The sequence below is a fragment of the Nocardioides houyundeii genome (genome assembly GCF_002865585.1).
In the GTDB taxonomy this organism is placed as follows: domain Bacteria; phylum Actinomycetota; class Actinomycetes; order Propionibacteriales; family Nocardioidaceae; genus Nocardioides; species Nocardioides houyundeii.
The window spans coordinates 1,788,713-1,813,417 of the sequence record NZ_CP025581.1 but is presented as its reverse complement, the minus strand read 5'-3'; the positions used below and the strand labels follow the sequence as shown (position 1 = coordinate 1,813,417).

General features: G+C 69.8%; 14 protein-coding genes and 2 pseudogenes. 11 read left to right on the top strand and 5 right to left on the bottom strand.

The window, feature by feature from the left end:
• The 4 genes from kdpB to C0R66_RS08715 form a co-directional block, all read right to left on the bottom strand.
• A complete protein-coding gene (gene kdpB / locus C0R66_RS08725) occupies positions 1–2,133 on the bottom strand; it encodes a potassium-transporting ATPase subunit KdpB (RefSeq protein WP_101524374.1) in 2,133 nt (710 codons plus the stop codon).
• The gene (gene kdpA / locus C0R66_RS08720) at positions 2,130–3,788 is read right to left on the bottom strand and encodes a potassium-transporting ATPase subunit KdpA (protein ID WP_101524373.1); all 1,659 of its coding nucleotides are present in this window, start codon (positions 3,786–3,788) and stop codon (positions 2,130–2,132) included. The genes kdpB and kdpA overlap by 4 nt, the downstream gene beginning before the upstream one ends.
• Positions 3,785–3,877, bottom strand: coding sequence for a potassium-transporting ATPase subunit F (locus C0R66_RS18665; RefSeq protein WP_114149414.1), 93 nt, complete (start codon positions 3,875–3,877; stop codon positions 3,785–3,787). Before C0R66_RS18665 ends, kdpA begins: the two co-directional genes overlap by 4 nt.
• A 157-nt stretch (positions 3,878–4,034) precedes the next feature.
• A complete protein-coding gene (locus C0R66_RS08715; protein ID WP_199286862.1) occupies positions 4,035–4,388 on the bottom strand; it encodes an ArsR/SmtB family transcription factor in 354 nt (117 codons plus the stop codon).
• Positions 4,389–4,481: 93 nt separating this feature from the next.
• On the opposite strand from C0R66_RS08715, the gene arsM reads away from it, so the two are divergent.
• The 9 genes and pseudogenes from arsM (at position 4,482) to C0R66_RS20400 (ending at position 15,337) form a co-directional block, all read left to right on the top strand.
• Positions 4,482–5,297, top strand: coding sequence for an arsenite methyltransferase (gene arsM / locus C0R66_RS08710; protein ID WP_101524371.1), 816 nt, complete (start codon positions 4,482–4,484; stop codon positions 5,295–5,297).
• Positions 5,294–6,376 (top strand): ACR3 family arsenite efflux transporter, encoded by a 1,083-nt coding sequence (gene arsB, locus C0R66_RS08705; RefSeq protein WP_101524370.1) that lies wholly within the window; start codon positions 5,294–5,296, stop codon positions 6,374–6,376. Before arsM ends, arsB begins: the two co-directional genes overlap by 4 nt.
• A pseudogene (locus C0R66_RS19435) lies at positions 6,373–6,582 on the top strand (hypothetical protein); the annotation flags it as partial. The gene arsB and the pseudogene C0R66_RS19435, both read left to right, overlap by 4 nt.
• A gap of 59 nt (positions 6,583–6,641) precedes the next feature.
• On the top strand, positions 6,642–6,860 hold the full coding sequence (locus tag C0R66_RS19430) for a low molecular weight phosphatase family protein (RefSeq protein WP_241901706.1): 219 nt from the start codon (positions 6,642–6,644) through the stop codon (positions 6,858–6,860).
• Positions 6,861–7,047: 187 nt separating this feature from the next.
• The gene (locus C0R66_RS08695) at positions 7,048–10,260 is read left to right on the top strand and encodes a M1 family aminopeptidase (RefSeq protein ID WP_101524369.1); all 3,213 of its coding nucleotides are present in this window, start codon (positions 7,048–7,050) and stop codon (positions 10,258–10,260) included.
• 146 nt (positions 10,261–10,406) lie between these two features.
• Entirely contained in the window at positions 10,407–12,113 is a 1,707-nt protein-coding gene (locus C0R66_RS08690) for a S8 family serine peptidase (RefSeq protein ID WP_199286861.1), read from the top strand.
• Positions 12,114–12,188: 75 nt separating this feature from the next.
• The gene (locus C0R66_RS08685) at positions 12,189–14,210 is read left to right on the top strand and encodes a sensor histidine kinase (protein WP_101524368.1); all 2,022 of its coding nucleotides are present in this window, start codon (positions 12,189–12,191) and stop codon (positions 14,208–14,210) included.
• Positions 14,211–14,403: 193 nt separating this feature from the next.
• Positions 14,404–14,784: pseudogene (locus tag C0R66_RS20255) on the top strand (ClpP family protease).
• Positions 14,774–15,337: an ATP-dependent Clp protease proteolytic subunit gene (locus C0R66_RS20400; protein ID WP_338418228.1), complete on the top strand. Its 564-nt coding sequence runs from the start codon at positions 14,774–14,776 to the stop codon at positions 15,335–15,337. The pseudogene C0R66_RS20255 and the gene C0R66_RS20400 overlap by 11 nt, the downstream one beginning before the upstream one ends.
• 217 nt (positions 15,338–15,554) lie before the next feature.
• Here C0R66_RS20400 and C0R66_RS08670 read toward each other — a convergent pair whose 3' ends face one another.
• Positions 15,555–23,570, bottom strand: a complete 8,016-nt coding sequence (locus C0R66_RS08670; RefSeq protein ID WP_158647969.1) for an Ig-like domain repeat protein — start codon at positions 23,568–23,570, stop codon at positions 15,555–15,557.
• A gap of 437 nt (positions 23,571–24,007) precedes the next feature.
• Here C0R66_RS08670 and C0R66_RS08665 point away from each other — a divergent pair, with 437 nt between their 5' ends.
• Together C0R66_RS08665 and C0R66_RS08660 are read left to right on the top strand one after the other, a co-directional pair.
• Positions 24,008–24,232: a GNAT family N-acetyltransferase gene (locus tag C0R66_RS08665; protein ID WP_158647968.1), complete on the top strand. Its 225-nt coding sequence runs from the start codon at positions 24,008–24,010 to the stop codon at positions 24,230–24,232.
• A gap of 2 nt (positions 24,233–24,234) precedes the next feature.
• Positions 24,235–24,465: a (4Fe-4S)-binding protein gene (locus C0R66_RS08660; RefSeq protein WP_101524365.1), complete on the top strand. Its 231-nt coding sequence runs from the start codon at positions 24,235–24,237 to the stop codon at positions 24,463–24,465.
• The last annotated feature ends 240 nt before the right edge of the window (positions 24,466–24,705 follow it).

Here is a 24,705-nt window from a genome sequence, read left to right as displayed (position 1 = left end):
TCAACCGATTCCGGGGATGGTGGAGACGAGCAGGTCAAGGAGCTTGATGCCGAGGAAGGGCACGAGGACACCGCCGAGGCCGAAGACGACCATGTTGCGGCGCAGGACGCTGGTGGCCGAGGTCGCCCGGAACCTCACGCCACGCAGGGCGAGCGGGATCAGGGCGACGATGACCAGGGCGTTGAAGATCACCGCGGAGAGGATCGCGGACTCGGGCGTGGCCAGCGCCATTACGTTGAGCAGGTCCAGCGACGGGTAGGCCACCACGAACATGGCCGGGATGATCGCGAAGTACTTGGCGACGTCGTTGGCGATCGAGAAGGTGGTCAGCGCGCCGCGCGTGATGAGCAGCTGCTTGCCGATCTCGACGATGTCGATCAGCTTGGTGGGGTCGGAGTCGAGGTCGACCATGTTGCCGGCCTCCTTGGCAGCCGCGGTGCCGCTGTTCATCGCGACTCCCACGTCGGCGGCAGCCAGGGCCGGAGCATCGTTGGTGCCGTCACCGGTCATGGCGACCAGCCGACCCCCGGCCTGCTCCTTGCGGATGTAGTCCATCTTGTCCTCGGGGGTGGCCTCGGCCAGGAAGTCGTCCACCCCGGCCTCCTCCGCGATGGCCCTGGCGGTGAGGGCGTTGTCCCCGGTGATCATCACCGTGCGGATGCCCATCGACCGGAGCTCGGCGAACCGCTCGGTCATGCCCTCCTTGACCACGTCCTTGAGATGCACGACACCCAGCACCCGGTGCTGCTCGGACCCGGGCTTCGAGGCTCGGTCCTTCACCGCGATGACCAGCGGGGTTCCGCCCTGACGCGCGATCTCGTCGATGGCGTCGAGGACCTCGGGCGCGGGCGTGGCCTCACCCCAGGCCGCCAGCGCGGAGGCGGCCCCCTTGCGGATCTCGGTGCCGTCAGCCAGGTCGACACCCGACATCCGGGTCTGCGCGGTGAACTCCACGAAGCTCGCGCCACCTGGCAGTGCCCGGTCGTCGGCGCCCTGGGCCAGCGCCAGCTCGACGATGGAGCGTCCCTCCGGCGTCTGGTCGGCCAGGCTGGAGAGCCGGGCGGTGTCCCGCAGCTCGGTCTCGCTCACCCCGGGGGCGGCGACGAACCTGGTGGCACGCCGGTTCCCGTAGGTGATGGTGCCGGTCTTGTCCAGCAGCAGGGTGCTCACGTCGCCGGCGGCCTCCACCGCACGGCCCGACATGGCCAGCACGTTGACCCGCACCAGACGGTCCATGCCGGCGATGCCGATGGCGGAGAGCAAGGCTCCGATCGTCGTCGGGATCAGGCAGACCAGCAGCGCCACGAGCACCACGACGTCCTGCGGCGCGCCGGCGTACTCGGCCATCGGGGCGAGCGTGGCCACGGCGGCCAGGAACACCAGCGTCAGGCTGGTCAGCAGGATCGACAACGCGATCTCGTTGGGGGTCTTGCGACGCGAGGTCCCCTCGACCAGCGCGATCATCTTGTCCAGGAACGTCTCGCCGGCGGCGGCGGTGATCCGGACCACGATCCGGTCCGAGAGCACCTTGGTGCCACCGGTGACCGCGCTGCGGTCCCCACCGGCCTCTCGGATCACCGGGGCGGACTCGCCGGTGATGGCGGACTCGTCCACCGAGGCGATGCCCTCCACGATGTCCCCGTCACCTGGAATGACCTCTCCCGCCTCGACCACGACCCGGTCCCCGACCTCGAGCTGGGTGCCCGGCACGCGTGCCTCGACGCCCGCCTGGTCCAGCCGCCTGGCCACGGTGTCGCTGCGGGCTGCCCGCAGGGAGGCCGCCTGGGCCTTCCCCCGTCCTTCGGCGACGGCTTCGGCCAGGTTGCCGAAGATGACCGTGAGCCATAGCCAGAGCGCGAGCAGGATCGCGAACACGCTGGGATCGGCGATGGCGGCGAGGGTGGTGACGACCGAGCCCAGCCAGACCAGGAACATCACCGGTGAGCGCCACAGGTGACGGGGGTCGAGCTTGCGCAGCGCCTCGGGGAACTGCTCGACCCCTTGTGCGGCCAGGGTCCGCAGGCTCAGGCCCGGCGCGTGGCGACGCGTGGGCGTCTGCTCGGGGACCGCTGGAGGCGTGGACCGGTCGGGCGGCCTCGGCTGGGTGGACGACGGGGTGGACGTGGTGGTCATGCGAGTGCCTCCGCGATGGGTCCGAGGGAGAGAGCGGGGAAGTAGGTGAGGCCGCCGAAGATCAAGATCACGGCCACCAGGAGCGCCACGAACAGCGGCTTGTGGGTGGGCAGGGTCCCGGCGCTCGTGGGGACCTTCGCCTGCTCGGCGAGGGATCCGGCGAGCAGCAGGACCAGCACGATGGGCACCAGACGGCCCAGGAGCATGGCCAGGGCCAGCGTGATCTGGAAGAACGCCGAGGTCACGGTGATACCGCCGAAGGCACTGCCGTTGTTGTTGGCGCCGGAGGTGTAGGCGTAGAGCACCTCGCTGAAGCCGTGTCCCCCGGCATTGCCCATGGCCTCGGGGGTGGAGCCGAGCGCTATCGCGGCCCCGGTGCCGACCAGCACCAGAGTGGGCGTCGTCAGCGTGTACAGGGCGACGTAGGTCATCTGCCGGGCACCGATCTTCTTCCCCAGCAGCTCCGGAGTGCGACCGACCATGAGGCCGGCGATGAAGACGGCCACGATGGCCATGATCAGGATGCCGTAGATCCCGGAGCCGACGCCGCCGGGAGTGATCTCCCCGAGCATCATGTTGACCAGCACCCCGCCTCCCCCGACCGGGGTGAAGGAGTCGTGGGCGGAGTTGACCGCACCTGTCGAGGTACCGGTGGAGACCATGCCGAACAGGGCCGAGGACCATTCGCCGAACCTGGTCTCCTTGCCCTCCATGGCGGCGCCCGCGGCCCGGGCGGCCTGGGAGCGCGCCCCTGCCTCGGCGGCCGTGATGACGGCCAGGGAGACCGCCATCAAGGCACCCATGGCGCCCAGGACGGCCAGGCCCTGGCGTCGGTTGCCCAGCATCGTGCCGAGGGTCCGGGTCAGGCTGATCGGGATCACCAGCATCAGGAAGATCTGCAGCAGGTTCGTGAACGCGTTGGGGTTCTCAAACGGGTGAGCGGAGTTGGCGTTGAAGAAGCCGCCGCCGTTGGTGCCCAGGACCTTGATGGCCTCCTGGCTGGCGACGGGGCCGCCGGTGAGGACCTGGTCGTGGCCCGCGAGCGTGCTCATCGTGGTGTCGGTGAAGGTCTGCACCACCCCACCGGCCATCAGCAGCACCGCACCCAGCAGTGCCATCGGCAGCAGGATCCGGAGGGTGCCGCGGACCAGGTCCACCCAGAAGTTGCCAAGCTCGGAGCTGCGCGTCCGGACGAACCCCCGGATCAACGCCACCGCCACGGCCATGCCCACCGCGGCGGACAGGAAGTTCTGCACCGCGAGCCCCGCCATCTGGGCCGTGAAGCCCAGCGTCGACTCTCCGCCGTAGGACTGCCAGTTGGTGTTGGCCACGAACGAGACCGCGGTGTTCAGCGACATCCACAGGTCCATGCCACCGAGGTCCCGGCTCATCGGCAGGTGGGCCTGACCCAGCAGGATCCCCATGAGGACGACGATGCTCACCAGCGAGAAGCCCACGACACTCAGCGCGTACGCCTTGGGGCTCTGGCTGGACTCGGGGTTCACGCCGGAGAGCCGGTAGACCACCCGCTCCACCCGCAGGTGCGAGGCACCGGTGTAGACCCGCGCCATGTAGTCGCCCAGAGGCACGTACACGCTGGCCAGCAGCACGACCAGGGCGGCGATCTGCAGCAGCCCGGCCACGGTGTCGCTCATGAGAAGCGCTCCGGGCAGATCAGCGCGGCGAGCAGGTAGACGGCAACGGCGATGACCGCCAGGACGAGAAGACCACTTTCAACACTCATGCCGCCAACCCAAGACCCCGCGCGGCACGAGATCCCTGATCTTGTCGCCGTCTTGACGGGCCTTGACGCAGTCTTGCCGCCTCAAGATCGTGTGACCGGCCTCAGAGCACGTCGCGGCGCCGTACCAGCCACCAGGTGAGGACTGGGAGCGCGACGCCTAGGGCTTCAGGGCGTCGCTGAGGGCGGTGAGCGTGTCCTCGACGAGGCGGTAAAACGCCCAGCGTCCGCGCTGCTCACGGATCACCAGTCCGGCGTCCACCAGCTGCTTCATGTGGTGGGAGACGGTTGGTTGCGCCAGACCGACTGGCTCGGTGAGGTCGCAGATGCAGGCCTCGCGGTCGGGCTGCGCGGCGATCAGTGACAGCAGGCGGACCCGCGTGGGGTCGCCGAGCGCCTTGAACATCCGCGCCAGGCGTAGTGCCTCCCCGGCCTCCAGCACGCCGCCGGTGACGGTCGAGCAACAGGGCGTCGTCGGCGCGTCGATGACAGGAAGGGGGGTGCGAGTGGCCATCACCTCAGTGTGCCAGACACATTGACAAACGTCGATATATAGACCAACCTCGATGCATCGACAGTCTCCGATCGACGAGAAGGACGGCCAATCATGACCACCGAGAGCAGCACCCAGACCCCGGACCAGGTGCGCGAGGAGGTCCGTAGCCGCTACGCCGAAGCCGCGACGTCCGCGGCCCGCGGCACCGGCAACGCCGAGATCAACAGTGCGCTGCAGCTCGACGACTGCTGCGGCCCCGCGTCGTGCTGCGGCGACGACGTGGCGGTGGTCGAGGCGTTCGGGGCTGCGCTGTACAGCGGCGACGACCAGCAGGCCCTGCCCGCCGAGGCGGTGGCGGCCAGCCTGGGCTGCGGCAACCCCACCGCCGTCGCGGACCTGCGCGCCGGAGAGCGGGTCCTGGACCTGGGCTCGGGTGGCGGCATCGACGTGCTGCTCTCCGCGCGGCGGGTGGGTGAGACCGGGTTCGCCTATGGCGTCGACATGACCGAGGAGATGCTCGACCTCGCGCGCGCCAACGCCACCAAGGCCGGCGCGACCAACGTCGAGTTCCTCAAGGGCACCATCGAGGACCTCCCCCTGCCTGACGCCGCGGTGGACGTGGTCATCTCCAACTGCGTCATCAACCTCTCCACCGACAAGTCCAGGGTCATCGCGGAGATGTTCCGCGTCCTGACCCCGGGCGGTCGGATCGGCATCTCCGACGTCGTCGCCGAGGACCACCTCACCGTCCAGGACCGCGCAGAGCGCGGCTCCTACGTCGGCTGCATCGCCGGCGCCCTCTCCCGCGCCGAGTACCTCGATGGCCTCGCCGCCGCCGGGTTCGCCGACGCGGCCATCGAGTTCACCCACGAGGCCGTCCCCGGGATGCACGGCGCGATCATCCGCGCCACCAAGCCGACCGCATGAGCAACCCCGCCCTCACCGACGCCCCCGTGGGCCAGCGGCTCTCCACCCTCGACCGGTACCTCCCGGTCTGGATCGGGGCCGCGATGGTCGCCGGTCTGCTGGCGGGCCGGTGGGTCCCCGGGATCTCCGAGGCCCTGGACTCCGTCACCGTCGGGTCCATCTCGCTCCCGATCGCGCTCGGCCTGCTCGTGATGATGTACCCGGTGCTGGCCAAGGTCCGCTACGACGAGGTCGGCCACGTCGCTCGCGACCGGCGGATGATGGCCCTCTCGCTGGTCCTGAACTGGCTGGTCGGGCCGGCGCTGATGTTCGCCCTGGCCTGGCTGCTCCTGCCCGACCTGCCCGAGTACCGCACCGGTCTCATCATCGTCGGCCTGGCCCGCTGCATCGCGATGGTCATCATCTGGAACGACCTGGCCTGCGGCGACCGGGAGGCCGCCGCCGTGCTGGTCGCCGTCAACTCGGTCTTCCAGGTCCTCGCCTTCGCCGTGCTCGGCTGGTTCTACCTCGACCTGCTGCCCGGCTGGCTCGGCCTGTCCACCGCCGGCCTCGACGTCTCTGCGTGGCAGATCGCCTGGAGCGTCCTGGTCTTCCTCGGGATTCCCCTGGCCGCCGGGTACCTCACCCGACGCATCGGGGAGGCACGGCGCGGCCGCGAGTGGTACGAGCAGCGCCTGCTGCCGCGCCTGGGCCCCTGGGCCCTGTACGGGCTGCTGTTCACCATCGTCGTCCTCTTCGCCCTCCAGGGCGAGACGATCACCCGCCAGCCGCTCGACGTGGCGCGCATCGCCGTACCGCTGGTCATCTACTTCGCGCTCATGTGGTGCGGCTCCCTGCTGCTGGCCCGCCGCGCGGGACTGGGCTACGCCCGCGCCACCACCGTCGCCTTCACCGCTGCCGGCAACAACTTCGAGCTCGCCATCGCCGTCACCATCGCCGTGTTCGGCGTCACCAGCGGCCAGGCCCTGGCGGGCGTCGTCGGCCCGCTCATCGAGGTCCCCGTGCTCGTCGCTCTGGTGTACGTCAGCCTCTGGGCCCGCCGCTACTTCCCCGACGTCCCGCAGGGAGCAGCACCATGAACGCCCAGACGACCGACCAGACGACCGACCAGGCCACAGGTCAGCCGAGCGGGGACCGGACACCGCGGGTGGTCTTCGCGTGTGTCCGCAACGGCGGTCGCTCCGTGATTGCGCGCGTGCTGACCGAGCACTACGCCCGTGGCCAGGTCGTCGCACTGTCGGCCGGCACCCAGCCTGGGGAGCGCATCCACCCCGAGGTCGCCCACGCGCTCGCGCAGCTCGGGCTCGACACCTCCCGCGAGCGGCCCCAGCAGCTCACCCCGAGATGGTCGCTGCCAGTGACCTCGCCATCACCCTCGGCTGCGGCGAGGCATGTCCCTATGTCCCCGGCGTCACCTATCGCGACTGGCCCGTGGACGACCCCGGCGGTCAGGACGACGCCACCGTGCGGCGCATCGTCGCCGACCTGGACATCCGCGTCCGCGACCTGCTCCACGAGCTTGCACCCGACTTCCCCCTCGCACCCAGCGTCCTCATCCCCTGACACCATCGCCTAGCGGCGGATCGAGCACGAGGGACCAGACCTCGGGGCCCCGAGCCACAATTCTTGATCATCAAATCCGGCGTTTCGGCCGCGGCCCGGCGACGACGTGATTAGCCTCAGGGAGTCGCCCGGCGGCGAATCCTCCTGTGCTCCATGACCGACCGGGCGCAGGGACGAGAGGCACCACGTGAAGAACGCGGCACGACCGGCGAACTGGCGCTACCGAGCCGCGGCGCGGACCCTGGCGGTCGCCCTGGCCTTGGCAGCGGGCGGCACGACCGGGCTGGCGGCCACGGCGCCGGCGCACGCCGCACCCGAAGCGGTCGACGGCGCGCAGACCGCGGGTGACTCGATGTTCCCCCACGTGGGCAACGGCGGCTACGACGCGCTCCACTACGACGTGGACCTTGCGTGGGAGTCCACCGGCGTGGTCGGCAGCAGGATGACGGGGGCGTTCAGCAGCGCGACGACCACGATGCGCGCCCGCACCACGGGGGCGCCGCTGCGCTCGTTCTCCCTCGACTTCGAGGGCCTCCAGGTCGAGTCCGTCACCGTCGACGGCGTCGCCGCGACGTACGAGCGAGTCCAGGACCCGGGGGCCATCAGGTTCAAGCTGATCATCACACCAGCCACGCCCGTCGACGGCGAGTTCACCACGATCGTGGCCTACTCAGGAGTGCCGCAGACCCACGTCGACGCCGACAACTCCTGGGAGGGCTGGAGCGCCACCACGGACGGGGCCATCTTCCTGGGGCAGCCGATCGGCGCGATGACGGCGTTCCCGCACAACAACACGCCGGGCGACAAGGCCACCTACACCTTCACCGTGGACGCCCCCACCCAGATCACGAGCGCGACCGGCACCGGTCCCGCCGGAGTGGCCAGCAACGGCGAGCTGCACTCGCGGACGCCGAGCTCCGACGGCACGCGCACCACCTGGAGGTGGGTGCAGCAGGAGCAGATGGCCAGCTCGCTGGCGCTCATCTCGATCGGCAAGTACGACGTCCTCGAGAGCCAGGTGACGCTGGCCAGTGGCCGGGTGCTGCCGGAATGGTCCTTCGTCGACTCCTCCCTCAGCGCCGCGAACAAGACCACCATCAATGAGCGTCGCGCCGTGCTGGCGGCCACCATCGACCGGTTCGAGCGGCTCTATGGCCCCTACCCCGGCAACAGCGTCGGCATTGTCGTCGACACCGTCCCCACCGGCGTCAACTACGCACTCGAGACCCAGGACCGGCCCTTCTTCCCCAGCGCGGGCTCGGTCGCCAGCAACACGCTTCTCCACGAGCTCGTCCACCAGTGGTACGGCGACGCTGTGTCGCCCCACACCTGGACCGACATCTGGATCAACGAGGGCATGGGCACCTGGGGACCGAGCTGGCACAACAGTGTCCTCGCGGCGGCCACCCCGAACCCGGCTGCGGTCGAGACCACCTACTTCAACAGCTGGAACAACACGGCGCCCAGCAGCGCGAACTGGCGGACACCACCCGGGAACCAGACCAACCCCGGCAACCTGTACGGCTTCCAGACCTACACCCGCGGCGCGCAGTTCTGGGAGGCGCTCCGCACCGTCGTCCGCGACGAGGCGTTCCAGGAAATCCTCCAAGCGTGGATCTCCCGAAACAACGGCGGCAGCCCCCAGGGTGAACGGCTCAAAGAGCTGGCCGAGGAGATCTCCGGTCACGACCTCGACGCGTTCTGGCAGGACTGGATCCTGGAGGCGGACAAGCCCGCTTGGCCGGCCAAGTACGACGTGAGCCTCACCGCGAGCGACCCGACGTACCTAGGGAGGTCCACGACCGTCACCTACACGCTGCGCGCCGCCAATGTCGGGAAGGTGGCGCTCGGCGACGGCGTCGTCGAGGTCGACGTGCACGACATCACCGACGACGCCGCCCTCGACCCGCTGCCGGGCGGCCTCACCCGGGACGCGGACACGCTGACCTGGACCGTCCCGCAGACGCCGGCCGGGCAAGCAGCGACGATCACGTTCACGGCCAGCGCCGCAGACGGCTCCCCGTCGATGGGGGCCACGGCGTCCCCGGCCTCCCTCGGAGGGGGCTGCGCATCCTGCAGCCCGCTGGCTCCGGTGCCGGACTCGGTCATCGTGGGCGACCCCGTGGTGGGCCGGCCCCTCACGGTGACCCCCGCCACCTGGCCCGCTGGCACCACGCTGACGCGGCAGTGGTCGGTCGACGCAGTCCCGGTCGCGGACGCCACCGAGGCCACATTCACCCCGCGTCCGGTGGACGTCGGCAGGACCGTGACGGTCGCCGTCACCGGCACTAAGCCGGGCCATGACCCCTTCACCCGAGTCAGTGCCGCTACCGCTGTAGTCGCGGCAGGCACCCTGGACAGCACCCCCTCCCCGACCCTGGGTGGGCCCGCACAGGTCGGCGTGCCGGTCTCCGCCGTTGCCGGAGCCTGGGACGAGGGCGTCGCGCTCGCCTACCAGTGGCAGGTGGCGAGCGCCAACGTCCACACCGGCCCGAGCTACACCCCGGTCGCTGCCGACGCCGGCAAGACGCTCACCGTCACGGTGACGGGCACCAAGCCCGGCTACGAGAGCGTCGTTCACAGCAGCGCACCCGCCCTCGTCGTGCCCGGCACACTCACCGATACCCCGGTCCCGGCCCTGGACGGGGCCGCGCAGGTCGGCCTACCAGTCGGGCCCCTCACCGGGACGTGGGACGAGGGCGTCGACCTGACGTTCGCGTGGCAGGTCGCCGGCGTCGAGGTGGCGACCAGCAGGTCCTACACGCCCACCGCCGCGGACGCCGGCAAGAACCTGAGCGTGACCGTCACCGGCACCAAGCCCGGCTACGACGTCGCCGCCCGCTCCAGCGCGGTCGTCACCGTCGACCAGGGGGCGCTCGGCCGCACTCCGCAGCCCACCATCGACGGTTCTCCCGTCTTCGGGTCCACGCTGTCCGTGGGGGCCGGAACCTGGGACGAGGGGGTGACGATCTCCTACCAGTGGCTGCGGGGCGGCGCCCTGATCGCCGGCGCCGACCGGGCGACGTACGTCGTCGGCCTGGCCGACCTCGGTGCCGCACTGTCGATCCGGGTCACCGGCACCAAGCCCGGCTACGCGGCGGTCGCCCAGATCAGCTCGGCCACCGCGGCTGCGGTCCCCGCGACGCTCGCCTCCAAGAAGCCGAGGATGAAGGGCACCCTCAAGGTCGGGAAGACGCTCAAGGCGCTCCCGGGTCTACGGGCTCCGGACGCGAAGTTCAGGTACCGCTGGACCGTGGCGGGCAAGACGGTGGGCTCCAAGGCGAAGCTCAAGGTGCGCAAGGCCTTCCGCGGCAAGCCCATCAAGGTGGCCGTCACCGTGACGCGCGCCGGCTACGTGAGCGTCAAGACGGTCAGTCGAGCCAAGCGCATCAGGCGCTGACGCCTGTCGCCTCGGTCACACTGCTGCAGGCAAGTCGGTCACACTGCTGCGGCTGCCAGGTCAAAGCAATAGCATGCTGACTGCTCCCCAATTTTGGGTAAGCAACTCGGAGCTTCAGCTACGTGCGGAACGCACGGGGGGACCACATGGGAATCAACTTCTGCTCGAAGAGTCGCGGCTGGCAACGGGCAGCGGGGCTGCTGCTGGGGCCGTTGGCCATCGTGGTCGCCACCTCAGGGTCGTGGCACGGTGCGGCTCTCTCCTCGCATGAGGACTCCCGACCCGTCGTTGCTGCCACCGGTCAGAACTCGTTCCTGGACAGGGCATGGGGCGACGACGCCACCCGTGAGGACGAGCAAGCCTCGCGAGCCACCGGGCTCTGGCAGGCCAAGCACGACCTGGGCTCGATGTACTCCTCAACGAAGCGGTCCGGCGCCCAGAAGGTGTGGAAGTCGAAGGACGCCTCGAAGGCCCGCGTGACCGGTCGCGGCGTCGACGTCGCCCTGATCGACACCGGTGTGTCCCCGGTCGCCGGACTGAACAACCCCACGAAGGTGGTCAACGGTCCCGACCTGTCCTTCGAGAGCCAGCACGCCAACACCAGGTACCTCGACGGCTACGGGCACGGGACCCACATGGCCGGCATCATCGCTGGGCGGGACGCCGAGGTCGTCGCCGGCAAGGAGGACGACGCGGACCACTTCGTTGGCATGGCGCCCGATGCCCGGATCGTCAACGTCAAGGTGGCCAGCGCTGACGGCGGTGCCGACGTCAGCCAGATCATCGCTGCCATCGACTGGGTCGTGCAGCACCGCAACGACGCAGGCCTGAACATCCGGGTCATCAACCTCTCCTACGGCACGCACTCGACCCAGCCGTACACCGTGGACCCGCTCGCCTACGCCGTGGAGAACGCCTGGCGCAAGGGCATCGTCGTGGTCGTGGCGGCGGGCAACGACGGTGCCGACAACCGGCTCAACATGCCCGCGGCCAACCCGCACGTGCTCGCGGTCGGGGCGGTGGACCACCTCGGTACGCAGTCGCCCAACGACGACGTGACCGAGAGCTTCACCAACTCGGGCACCGCTGACCGGCGGCCCGACCTCATCGCGCCGGGCAAGTCGGTGGTCTCCCTGCGCACCCCCGGCTCGTACTCCGACCTGACCCACCCCGAGGGCCTGGTCACCGGCGACGCGGCACATCGGTTCTTCCGAGGCAGCGGCACCTCGCAAGCCACCGCGATGGTCAGCGGTGCCGCGGCGCTCCTGCTCCAGGCGAGGCCGCAGCTGACCCCCGACCAGGTCAAGTATCTGCTGCGCTCGACCGCGGACCCTCTCGCCAGCGACGACCCTGCCCAGGGGGCCGGCGTCCTCGACGTCCATGCAGCGCTTCGGGCGGCGACGCCGTCCACCACGCTGGCAGCCCAGCACTGGCCCGCCGCCACCGGGACCGGCACGCTCGAGGCTGCCCGCGGCGGCAGCCACGTCGTGGACCCGACCAACGGGACCGTCCTCAGTGGTGAGGTCGACGCCATGGGCAACCCCTGGGACGCCCGCTCCTGGCGCGAGGCCACGGCTGCTGGCACGGCGTGGTCCGCAGGCACCTGGAACGGCAGGACCTGGACGGGCTCGGACTGGTCCGGCAGCTCCTGGACCGCACGGTCCTGGCGCGCCGCCACCTGGTCCGGCAACTCCTGGGCCGGCGGAGACTGGCTGGCACGGAGCTGGCGCGGGGACGTGTGGACCTCCGACGGCTGGTCAACCATGAGCGTGCCGTCCCGCAGCTGGTCCCAGGACACCTGGGGGGCCCGGTCGTGGCGCGGCGTCGCGTCGAGCTCCGGACCGGCCTGGTAACCACGGGTCGACCACGGTCATCGCCTCTTCGCACAACAGATTCTGCGGCGCGGCGTCTTGAAGGGATAGGAACCCGTGAACACCGGTAGTCCTGCGCGTACCGCCGCGCTGCTCATCTCGCTGCTTGCGGCGGTGATGGCCGGATTGGCCCTGCTGATCGCCGCACCGGCGGTCCTGGCGGAACCCGAGGCATCGGTGCCGGGTCTGGAGTGGCTAGTCCTGGTGCCCCTGTTCGCGCTCGCCGAGGTGGTGGTCATCCACCTGCCTACCCAGCGCAACGCCCACGGCCACACCATGCGTGAGATCCCGGCAGTGCTCGGCCTGACTTTCTTGGCGCCGCAGCAGTACGTCACGGCCTACGTCGTGGGCGCGGTTCTGGCGCTCGTGCTCGCAGCGCGCATGCGGGGCGTGAAGCTGGCGTTCAACGCGGCCATGTTCGCTCTCGAGGCGGCGCTCGGTGGGCTGGTGTACCACGCGATCCTGCAAGGAGGCGACCCCCTGTCGATGACCGGGTGGCTCGCGGTCCTCCTGGCGGTGCTGGTCACCGACCTCATGTCTGCCGGCGCCGTCACCGCGGCCATCAGCCTGACCGAGGGGGTCTTCGACGGAGAGGTCTTGCACGAGGCGCTCCGGTCAGGATCCGTCGCCGCGTTCATCAACACCTGCGTCGCCCTTCTCTTCGCCACCCTCGTGCTGGTCCAGCCTTCGGCCCTGCCCCTCCTGGGCGTCGTGATCGTTCTGCTCGTCATGGGTTACCGCGTCTACATCTCGCTCGCCCGCGGGCACGCGCGCACGCACCTGCTGTACCGGTTCGTCGACCGCACTGCCTCGGCGGGGACACCGGAGGAGATCATCGGCATCGTCGTCAGGGAGGCAGCCGACCTGATGCACGCCGAGCGCGCCTACCTCGTGGAGCTCGTCGGCGATCAGCAGGTGCGGTGCACCGCCTACGCCGACGGCTCGCTGCGGACCGAGTCCCTCGAGCTCCCAGAATCCCGGACGTGGTGGTGGAGCGCATTCGAGAAGGGCGTCGTGCGCTACGAGGCGCCCCGCGGCCACGGACAGCGTGAGGACCCGGCGCCGGCCGTCGAGCCGGCGGTGCTGTCCGCGCCCCGTGACGGGCTCGCTGCCCCCTTGCGTACGGCGGAACCGACCAGGTACGTGCTGGTGGTGTGCGACCGGTCCTTCGAGAAGGAGACCTTCGGGACCGAGGACGTCCAGGTCTTCGAGGCGCTCGCTGCGCACGCGGGTGTGGCTGTGGAGCGAGCGCGCAGCGTCAACGACCTCGAGGAGCTGGCGGAGGAGCTGAAGGGCGCCCGCGACACGGCCTTGGCGGCGTCGGAGGCCAAGTCGATGTTCCTGGCCAACATGAGTCACGAGATCCGCACGCCGCTCACCACGGTGCTCGCCGCCGGTGAGCTGCTGGAGGAGACCCCGCTGGACGAGATGCAAGCCAAGCTCCTCGACCGGATGCGTCGGTCTGGCGGGTTGTTGCTGTCCCTGGTCGAGAACCTCCTCGACTTCTCCCGGATCGAGGCCGGGCACGCGCAGCTGCAGCAGGTGGAGTTCGACCTGCACGCCATGGTGAAGGACATCGTCGACGCCGGCCTGCCGCGCGCGCGGCAGCGGGGCAACACCCTCGACTGGGTGATCGATCCTCTGGTGCCTCGGACCGTTATCGGTGACCGGACCAGGGTCGTCCAGGTGCTCAGCAACCTCGTGGACAACGCGCTCAAGTTCACCGCGAACGGACGGGTGCACGTGGAGGTCGGTGCCGCCGTCGTTGCCGGCAGCCGCGCCGTCCAGTTCGAAGTCTCCGACACCGGCATCGGTATCGACGAGAAGGACCAGGCGTCCATCTTCGAGGCCTTCCGCCAAGTGGACGGCTCCGCCACCCGACACTACGCAGGAACCGGCTTGGGACTGGCTATCTGCAAACAGCTGACCGACCTGATGGGCGGGAACATGACCGTCGCTGGGCAGCTCGGCGTGGGGAGCACCTTCACCTTCCAGCTCCCGCTGGCAGTGCCTGCAAAGCCCTCGGCTGTCGTCGCGACGACACCGCCCTCCGTTGGCCGCGCGAGCATGGAGGCGTGAGAGCCGGCACTGGCCCATCCCGTAGTTCGCGCTCTCCCGAGGACCGACTCCGGCGCCGCGTCATCACCGACTCTGCTGCTGGCAATCCATCACCCCAACGTCCGAGCGCATCGAGGACGAGCTCGTCAGGCGACTGATGCACCAGCTGCTGCTGCTCTCCGCCGAGGACCCCCGCTCCGAGATCAGCCTGTAGATCAACTCCCCGGGCGGCTCGGTCTCGGCCATGCTCGCCATCCACGACTTCATGCGGCTCCTCCCGAACGACGTCAGCACCGTCGCCATGGGGATGGCCGCGAGCGCCGGCCCGTTCCTGCTCTCGGGCCGGCATCGGGGGCACGGCGGTGGACATCGACATTCAGGCCGAGGACCTGCGCAGGACGCGTGACACCGTGCTCGGCCTGATCTCCGAGCACAGGGCCAGGCACGGGACACGATCGAGCGCGATTCCCTCCGCGACCGATGGTTCAGCGCTGAGCAGGCGCTGGGCTACGGCCTCGTGGACCAGCTGATCAGCAGCATCGACCACGTCACCCCCGGACGGCAGCACAGTGTCGGCCTGGCGGGTGTGCGATGAGCTCCTACCCGATCCCCTACGTCATCCAGCAGACCCCGCGGACGAGCGCACGCTCGACCTCTACTCCCGGCTGCTCTCCGAGCGCATCATCTACCTGGGCACCGAGATCGACGACCGCGTCGCCAACGCCGTGATCGCCCAGTTGCTGCACCTCGCCTCGGAGAACTCCGACCTCCCGATCGGCCTCTACATCAACTCTCCGGGCGGATCCATCACCTCGATGCTGGCGGTCTACGACGCGATGCAGTTCGTCAAGCCCCGGGTCGAGACGGTGTGCGTGGGTCAGGCGGCGTGGACCGCGGAGAGGTACTGCATCGACACGCCTGCACGCTCGGCCACGTCGACGAGGCGTTCAGAGCGCCGGGTGCGCCCGCGGTGCAGCTCCTGGCCGACCAGCTCGCGCCACAGAGGCTCCGGGGCCACGGGCGCACGCGGATGGTCTCGGTCGGGGAACCGCAGGATGTCGCCCATGGAGCGACGCCAGCGAGCGAGGGGCGTCGAGTCCCAGGGATTCTGCTCACAGCAGAGACGGGCGGACACCGGTCCTACCTGAATCGTCTGGTGGCCGCGTATGGGCTCGTGTCCGAGGACGCCGTGCCGAGTGCCAGGCTCAGACGTGCTCCTAGGTCCACGATGGCGAGGTCTGTCCCGAGCGACCCTCACGGCACCAGCAGGGCACACGCCCGACGCCCGACCAGCGTTCTGGTCGGGCGTCATAGTGTGCGGCCAAGCGAGGCGTGACGCCGGCGCGCGGTGAGACGCTCGAAGGGCTAGCCGCCCGCGCGCGCCACCCGGTCGACCGCCGGGTCCAGGCACGTCCCGATGTCACCGATGCTCGACCATGCATCACGTGCGTTCCCGAAGTACGCATCCCACCCCGCGCCGAACGCGTTCGTGACGTTGATCGTCGCGGCAATCGTCTCCGTCGCGCCCTTCACTACCTGAGCGCCCGCGTAGACCGGGTTCAGTGGACCACCGAGCGCGCCGGCGATGACACCGGTGGCCGCGGCTGCGCCACCGACATAGGTGTTCACGGTGTTGACCTCGCGCGGAACGACCGGAGACGCGCCACCGTTGGCCCACGAGCTGACGCACGTAGTCGTCGCGGTCGCCAGGTCAACGGCAGCGTCAACAGCCTCCGACCCTTGCCGGAACCGGTCCGCGACCGCGCCACCGGCACCGATCGCCTCCAACCCCGACGCGATCCCGCCCATCAGCAACGACGCGACGTTCCCCACCAGCAGCACCTTCCCGGCGAACGCCAACGCAGCGGTCGTCAACGCGGCCAGGGCACGCTGAGCCAACGACGAGAAGAAGTTCCCGGCCTGCTCCCAGATGCTGAGGTTGTCCCAGTGCGCGATGGGCTTGCGGGTGCGGTTCATGACCACGACCGCGTTCCCCTCCTCCGCGGCGTCCACGCCCTCCCAGTGCTCGAACTCCCGGTCGGTGTCGCCGTCGTAGTGCACCGCCACGGCCGTGCCGGCCACGTACCACCGGTCGCCGCGACCACCACAGTTCGCTGCGGTGTCCACGTCCACCCAGTCCGACCATTCCAGGTAGTAGCAGCGTGGGGTCAGCTTGAACTCCACCCGGTCGAGCCCGGCGCCGGCGCCGTCCACGCGCATCGCCGGGTTCGTGCCCTCAGCGACGGCCCGACCGTTCAGCGTTGCCGAGACTCGCACCCACCGCTGGTTCGCTGCGTCGGTGAGTCCGACGCGCCGCGAGGTGTTCGCCAAACCCATCAGCGACGCCGGGCAACCGCCCTCGTCGTCGAGGTAGTCCAACGAGTTCCCGCTCCACCCGACCCCCGCGGCGTTCAACGTCGCCAAGTCGGCATCCGTGAGCGGCTTGCCGTCCGCGTTGACCGGCGCCACGGTGACGTCGAGCGGCGTGCAGTACGTCAACCCGATGCGGGCACGGTGCGCCGGCTCCCGCTCCCAGTAGCTGAACTCACGTCCCACGTACGTCGTGCCCTTCCCACCGTGGCGCGGCTGGGTCCCGACGCCACCACGCGAGGCCGCGCTGTCCCACGAGACGGTCCACACGGGCAACTGTCCGCCGGTGCCGGCCTTCGCGTTCAGCTCGATCACCTCGTCCGGGTCGACCTCGGTGTCCGGACACAACCCGGAGCTCTTGAACACATCCCAGTCCCACGCGATCCGGGTGGCGACGTTCGGGATGCCGCACCCGGCCGGCATGTACGCCGCGCGCAGCCATGTTGCTCGGGTCGCGGTCAACGGGACCCGGGAGTCGTTGCCAGAAGTCGTCGACGCCGGCGTGAGGGCGGGGGTGAACGACGCATCGAACGAGGCCTTCCACCGCGGTGCGAGGGTGAAGTCCTTGGCCGGTGTGTACGACCACGACCACGGGCGCATACCGGCGCTGGTCGCCACGTCGACCTTCGTCCCACGCACGTACCACACGGTGGTGGTGTGGGTACGCGAGCCGGGGATCGCAGCCGCGCGACCCACCCGCGGCACCCACCGCGAGACCGGGACCGTCGTGCTGGTTCGTGCCGCACAGTTGCTCGGCGTCGTCGTCGCCGGCGCGGGTTCGTTGCCGTTCCCGACGGGGAAGTCGACCTCGACGGTGACAGGCACGCAGTCGACCTGAGCGAACCCGACACCGAACCGCGCGCCGGGACCCACGCTGCCCAGCAGCGGGATCTCCTCGGTGCGCGTTACCGGCACCGACGGCTTGGTTGCACCGACCAACCGCTTGGCCAGCGTCGGCGCCGGGTCACCGGACGCCGACGGGCGGTCGCCTTGTTCGTCGGCGATGCGGAACTCGTTCGCTCCCCACCACCGGTCCACGAACGCCGTCTCGGGACCCGTCGCGTTCGGGGTCGCGTTCGGGGTTGCGGTCAGGTTCACCGCGGTGCCGGCCAGCAGGCCCGCCTCACCGGTGGGCGTCTCGCAGCGACCATCGGCGGGCGGGTTCAGGTACGTGGTCGGCACGGTCGCCTTCGAGACGGCGAGGTCTCCTCCGGGGCCGGCATAGAGCCGCAAGCGGGTGCACATCGACGCGGAGATGCGCCACTGGGGGTAGATGCTGACGTCGCTGGTCGCCGTCAGGTACGGCGACGGGTGCGTCTCATCGGCCGGGGTCGTGCCGTGCAGGCCGATCAAGTCGTAGGACGGGTCCTTGACCGTGCCCGCGGTCGACCGTTCGATGGCAGTCACCTCGACGATCGTTCCGAGGAGGTAGTGGCCTACGCCGGCTACGCGCTCCGCGCGCTCACCGACCGTCTCACCCAAGGTGCCGCCGGCACAGTTCGACGGGGTCTCCAGGTCGATCCAGCCCGGGTCGCGCCAGCCGGAGTAGAACACCCGGTGCCCGGCCTCGTCGGTGACCCGGACGGTGGCGCACGCCGGCGTCCAGTCGAACCCCGCCTTCACGGAGGTGTTGTGCTCGAGCTCGAAGACCACGACACCGGGTTCCGGGCGGGTGAGGTCGCGCTTTGCGCCGCCGGTGTCGAGGCCGGTGAACGTGTAGTTCTCCGGAGCCGGCGCCTGCTGGGTGACGGTGACCTGCGTGCCTTCGACGTATCCGTTGACGCCGCCGACCGAGCACGTCGTGCCGGACACCACGGGCGCCGGGAGCTCACCGGGGGTGCTGCGCCAGGTGATGGCGTTGGAGGCGTTCACGATCCGGCAGTGCGCCGGAGTCCGCACGTGGATCCGCGTCTGCGACGCCGGGGTGTCCGTGGCCGGGGTGTAGCTGGCTTCCAGGGTGCTGTACAGGCCCTTCTCGCGCAAGGTCGACTGGTAGTCGGGGACCGTGAACGTGCAACCGCCGTCTGCGGCCGGCACGTTGCTGCACAGGATCTGGGAGAACTCACGGAACACCACGTAGACGCGGCCCGGGTCGGTCGGGTCGTTTGCGTAGGTGTCACCGGGCTCTGCGGCGCGGGGGTCGTGGGTGCGCCAGGTGACACTGACCTGCTGCCCGACCAGCCATGTCGACGGGTCGGTGTCGGTGGACAGCTCGACGCGGGAGGTGCCGGTGATGACGAACACCTGGTCGGTGAAGTTCGTGATCGGATCGTAGATGTCGTCGCCCTCGTACTTCACGCTCACGGAGTACCGGCCCGGGGAGATGCCCCACGTGCCGACACGACACGACGTGGCGGGCAGGAGCACCGAGCACGACGAGGCGACGTTCCCGGCGTCGTCTCGCAGTTCCACGAACGCGCGGCCGGTCGGGTCCGCGACGCCCGCGTACACGTTCGGGACCGCCACCTCCGCATCCCAGTAGTCGCCCTGGACGACGTCGTCGACACCGTGGACGGTCGCCACCGTCGTCAGGCCGCGAACCTTGACCTCCACGTTCTCTGACTGGCCGTAGACGAAGCCGACGTCAGCGTTCCCGAACGTGATCGCGTTGAGGAGCAGCGTCTGGCGGGTACGCGGGGTGTAGGTGATGACGGCGCGGTAGTTGTTGGCTTCGCTGAGCGCAACCGGGGCGCCGAGCGTGTCCTGGTAGTTGCGCAACGTCACCAGTACGTGCGCCGCGTCGACGTCGAGGTCCGCGAGCGCGCGCCGGTCCAGTGAGACGGCCACCCGCAGCGGGGAACCGATGTGGCCGGTTGAGTCGATCGGCTCGACGAGCAGCGGGGTGCTCACCGACACGACGATGTCAAGGGGTGCGGACGTGCCCGTGCGGTCGCCGTCGAAGTCGAAGACGGCACGCAGCTGCTGCGGGCCGCCACGCTTGGGGGTCACCGAGATCGTCGCACTGGGCAGGATCGGGCCCAGCCATTCGCCGGTACCGACGACGAGGCCGCGGCTGTCGACGACCGTGATGGTCGCGCCCGCCGGGATGAGCCAGGCACCTGTCGCGACCCGGGCAGTGAACGTGGCCGGAGAGCCGACCCTCAGCGGTCGCCCGTCGTCGGGTCCGGTGAGGGTCATCGTCGGCTCAGCGGTGAGGGACACCCTGACCGTCCGGGTCTGCGACACGCTCTTCTCGTACATGCCGGTCGCGGGAACGAAGCGGGCACTGAACTTGTGGTCTCCGGCGTACGTCGCCACCCAGGAGAGGCGGGCGACTCCGTTCTCGAGGGCCGTAACGGGCATCTCCTCGCCGTCGATGATGAACACGACCTCACCGCCGGGGACGGCGTACGGGCTGGCGACCGTGGCAGACAAGCGCACATTCTCGCCCCGACCGACGCTCTCCGGCAGGTCGCCGAGGGTGGTGGTGCTCGACCAGGACGGCAGCTGCACGTCGGGAGCGAACGTCGTCATGGGGAGCCACGCACCGCTGCCGTGGTAGCGGACCGTGAGCCCACCGCACAGGCAGTGCCCGGCAAGAGCGCCGCCGGGAGTGAGTTCCGCCCGCCCGTCCGAGACAGTCGCCGTGGCGATCTCTCCGCGGTTCGGGTCGATGAGGGTGACGCTCCCGGTGACCGGCGGAGTCATCGTGCCGAAGTCGACGGTCAGTGTGGCCTGCGGAGTGACTGGGTCGGACCAGGAGACGGAGGGGCGCTGCAGGTGACCTTGCTGGACGTCGACGTTGGTCTTCTGGGTGGTGGTCTTGTAGTTGCGCATCACCGGGTGCTGCGCGTCGGGGATGAACACGACGTCGATGTCGTACCAGCCGGACGTGTCGGGGGTGAAGGACACCCACGTCGCGTCGCCGTCCATCGTGTTGGTGCCGAGCACCGTGCCGTCGTCGCTGTTGCGCAGCTCGACGGTGCCAACGATGTCACCCATACCGGACCTGACCTCGATGGTGGTAGCTCCACCGATCTGGGAGGGCGCGCTGCGCGGGACGTTGAAGACCACGTCGGCCTTGCGGATCGTGAACCTCACCGGTGCCGACCGTGCGGTCTGCACGGCGTCGGAGGCGACCACCTCAGCGACCAGCGCGTACGTGCCGGCGCCCAGGTCGGACGTCAGGAACCGGAACACCGCCACCCCATCGGGGTTGGTGTCGGTGGTCGCTACGACCCGGTCGCCGTCAAGAAGGCGAACCGACGCGCCCGAACGGCCGGGACCGGTGAGCTGCGCTTCGACGGTCATCGGGTCGTAGTGGTGGTAGGTCCGGTCAGCAATCGGCGCCAAGGCGATGGTTCCGGCGGCCGGGGTGACAGTGAGCTCGAAGTCAGCCGACTGGGACGCACCCCACCCGGTCTCGGGCTGGTAGACGAGGCGTGCGGTGTGCGTGCCCGGGGAGAGTTCTGCCGTGAGTCGAGTGCGCCCGTTGTTGAGGGTGCCGGAGTAGTTCTTGTCGCTGCCGTCGACGAACATCCGCACCCGACCCCGGGTGGGACCTTCGGCGTCGACGACCTCAGCACCGACGATGACCTCGTCGCCGAAGGGGACGGTGCCCTGCTCGATGGTTGCGGTCGTCGTGGTTGCGACGTCCTCGGTGGTGACGGACTTGTTGCCGGCGTCGGCTTGGTGGGCGTCGTCGCCGTCGTAGAGCACCTCGACGGAGGCGTAGTCCAGCTCGGTGATGGTCCACTCGGCGGTACCGTCGACCAGGTCAGCGTCGTGGGTGCGGGTGCCGGAGGTGAAGTGCACCTGCCCGGTCGGGTGCGGAACGCCCGCCTCGTCCTCGTTGCCCTCGACGGTGACCGTGACGGTCACCGGGTCGTGCAGGCGGGCAGGTGTGGACGAGGTGAGGGTGGTGCGGACGGGTGCGCGCACCAGGAGGTCGACGGGATCGGAGGCGAAGGCGTCGGTGCCGTTGGCCGGGACGAACTCAGCGCTCAGGATCCGCTTGCCCTGCGGCAGTCGGTCCAGCTGGGCGCGCGCCACTCCGTCGACGACGGGACGGTCGGCGACCAGCACGTCGGTGCCGTCGAGGAACCGCACGGTGCCGTCCGGGAGCGCGGCCTCGGACGTCATCCGGGCGGCGAGCTCGACCGACTGGCCCACGCGCAGCTCGTTGAGGCGTTCCAAGGTGACCGTGACGTCGGGGATGTCGCTCGACGTGGTCTGGAAGGCGCCGGCGTCGCACGAGCTCGGGTTGCGCGACTGGCCGCGCTGGTCAGCGTCGAGGCACTGGGTCTGCTCGCCTGCCCCGATGGCTGCGGAGCCGGGGAACAGCGCGACGGTCTGCGTCGGACCGCCGTTGTCGGCGAGTTCTCCGATGGGTCCCACGGGTGCCCTGGCACCCAGGCAGGTGCCCTCGTTGTCGACGTTGCCGGTCTCGGTGCCCAGGTCGGTGGCGCTGTTGATCCGGGCGCACGGGAAGTTGGCCATGGCCGCGCGGATGGCGGAGTTGACGACCGTGAGGTTGCCGCCGTCCTCGCTACCGGCGACGCCTCCGCCGTCGATGACGGTGGCGTGGGCGACGGTTCCCCCGTAGCGGGAGAAGATTGCGCCACCTTCGGGTCGGCCTAGCAAGCCGTCGTTGCGTACCGAGGTGGAGTTCTCCCACCGGACGGTGGAGCCGGCCACGGCGCCGCCGACTCCGGCCTGCGCGGTGTTGTCGACGAACGTCGACTCCACGACGTACACGGTGGTGTAGGGGACAGCGACCGCGCCGCCGTTGGGCTGGTTCGGGGAGCCGATGCCGGACTTGTTGTCGGTGAACGTCATCTGCTCGAGACGAACGCGGTTGGCGTCGCTGAACAGCCCGGCTCCGCCTTCCTCGGAACGGCCGCCGGTGACGGTGAACCCGCGCAAGGTCACCGATGCGCCTTCGCTCTCCTGTGCCATGGACACGACCAGGGCACGGAAGTCTTGGTGCGCGTCGAGAGTGACCTGCTGACCGGTGGCGTCCACGGTGATGCCGGACGGCACGCTCAGGGTGTCAGCCAGCGTGATGGTGCCGTTGACCGCGAACTCGACGCGCGGAGAGCCGCCCTCAGCAGCGGCCCGGGTCGCCCGCTCCAGAGCTGCGCGGATGCCGCAGGGGGCGTCGTCGTCGACGCAGTCGTCGGGTCCCGGCGTGGTGGTGTCGGTGAGCGTGTTGACGACGAGGGTGGCGTTCGGGTCAGGTTCGAACGCGGCGAGTGTGGTCTCGGCAGCCTGCGCTCCGGCGAGGATGAGTCCCGGGGCGAGGGGAATCAGGAGCGAGGCGATGGCGACGACCGACGTTGATGCGAGGAGACGGTTCCGCCACCAGCCGTTGCGGCGCCCCGTGCGGCTGACCTCCGCAGCCTCGGGCTGCGTCGTGGACTCGCCCCGGCGGTGGCCAAGCAACCCGAGCGCGGCACCAACGATCATCAGCTCGCAGACTGCGAGGGCCAGGAGAGGACGAACGCCGGACCAGGAGCTCGGCTGGTCTACGGAGCTGGCGCCCCACCACGACAACCCCACGACTGCAGCCACGACAACACTCAGGCCGCCGAGTACGGCGAGACGGCCGATGAACCGTTGTCGCAGGGCAGCGGCGACGGCTTCACGCCACGACTGGCCGGCCAGCAGTGCCGCCCAGGTAACTGGCAGCACGAGGTAGATCGCAACGGCCGCTGCGCCGGGGACCACGAGCCACAAGCCGCGAAGTCCCTTGGCCCGGGTGTCGCGCGAGCGCATGAGCCAGGTGCTGCGCACGAAGAAGACGAGAGCCAGCGGCAGGCTCGCCAGAACGGCAAGCGATGCGACGGCCACGATCCCGGCGATGGTCGCAAGTACCTTCGTCAGCGCCGTCCACGTGCGACCCCATGCGTGGCTCAGCGTTGTCGGCGCACCGGCCAGCAGCTGGCTTATGAGGACGGCGATGACGCTGACTCCTGCAACAAGACCAACCATCGTGGTCAGGCCCAGGCCCAGCCACGGGCCTAGAGCAACCGCGGTGGACTGGTCGTTGTCCGTGTCGAGGACGGCCATGCCGGTCACCGGCAAGACGAACAAGGCGAGCAGGACCGCCAACGACAGACCGCCGCAGGCACCTAGCGGGACTCGCCATGAGGTCCCGAGAGCTCGGCGGGCACGATTGAGGCGTGGAAGGGGGCGGTGGACCCTGGACATGCGGCGTCCTTCAGCGGTGTGGTGTCAGGCGCGCGCTCCCCGAAGGGTCGCTGCCAGGTGGGTGCTCGGAGGACAGGTGCGACCATCTGTGTTGACAGTCCGGGTCCGGCTCTCGCGTGCGGGCGTTCAGCGAACGCTCAGCTGACCCCATCACAGGGAACCCTCACGCGTGCGCGGAACGGAACTTCTGGTCGCAAGGGGGTCGCGACGCAGGTCGAGCACGATGGTTTATGGGGGCCGTCGGTGGGCAGCGCGTGGTGGTGGTCTAGAGCGCGCCCCGGCGTGACGAGACACACGTGCGGCCCATTCCGTGGGGCCAGATGAACGACAGCAGCGCCAGCCGGATCAATGGGTGCTGTGGGGTGGTCGGCAGCGCCCTGGTCCGCGCTGCGCTCGACGACATCCGCGAACGACACCTGAAGGCACTGGTGAGCTGCCCCTACATCCTCGGTTGGATGCGCAAGCACCCCGAGTACCGGGAGCTGCTCTTCAACGCGCCACCGTCCAAGGTCAGGGACTGACCGTGGCGCGCAAGACCTACACCGGGCCCCTGGTGGACGTCTCCTCCGACGCAGAGGTGTGCCGGCACGCGGCGGAGTGCGTGCGGGGCATGCCCGCGGTGTTCATGCCCAGCAGGCGACCGTGGATCGACCCCACCCACGCCGACACCGATGTCGCCGCCCAGACCTTGCGGGACGTGATCGCGCGTTGCCCCAGCGGCGCACTGCGCGTGGTCGAGCACGAGCGTCGGTGAAGAGGGATCGCACGCACCTGGGGACGCCGGCTGCTCCCACCGGAGTAGCAACGCGGATGGTCGTCCTCATGCGTGGGTCCGTCGTCGTGGGTGCTCACGCAGGCCAGCCCAGGACGACCGGGCGCGGCGGGCGGCTGTGTCGTCCGCACATGCCCAGCAGGGCGATCAGCACCCTCGGATCCGACGCCCGAGAACGTCCGTTGACCCCGCTCCGCGACCACGGATAGCGTCCAGTACCCC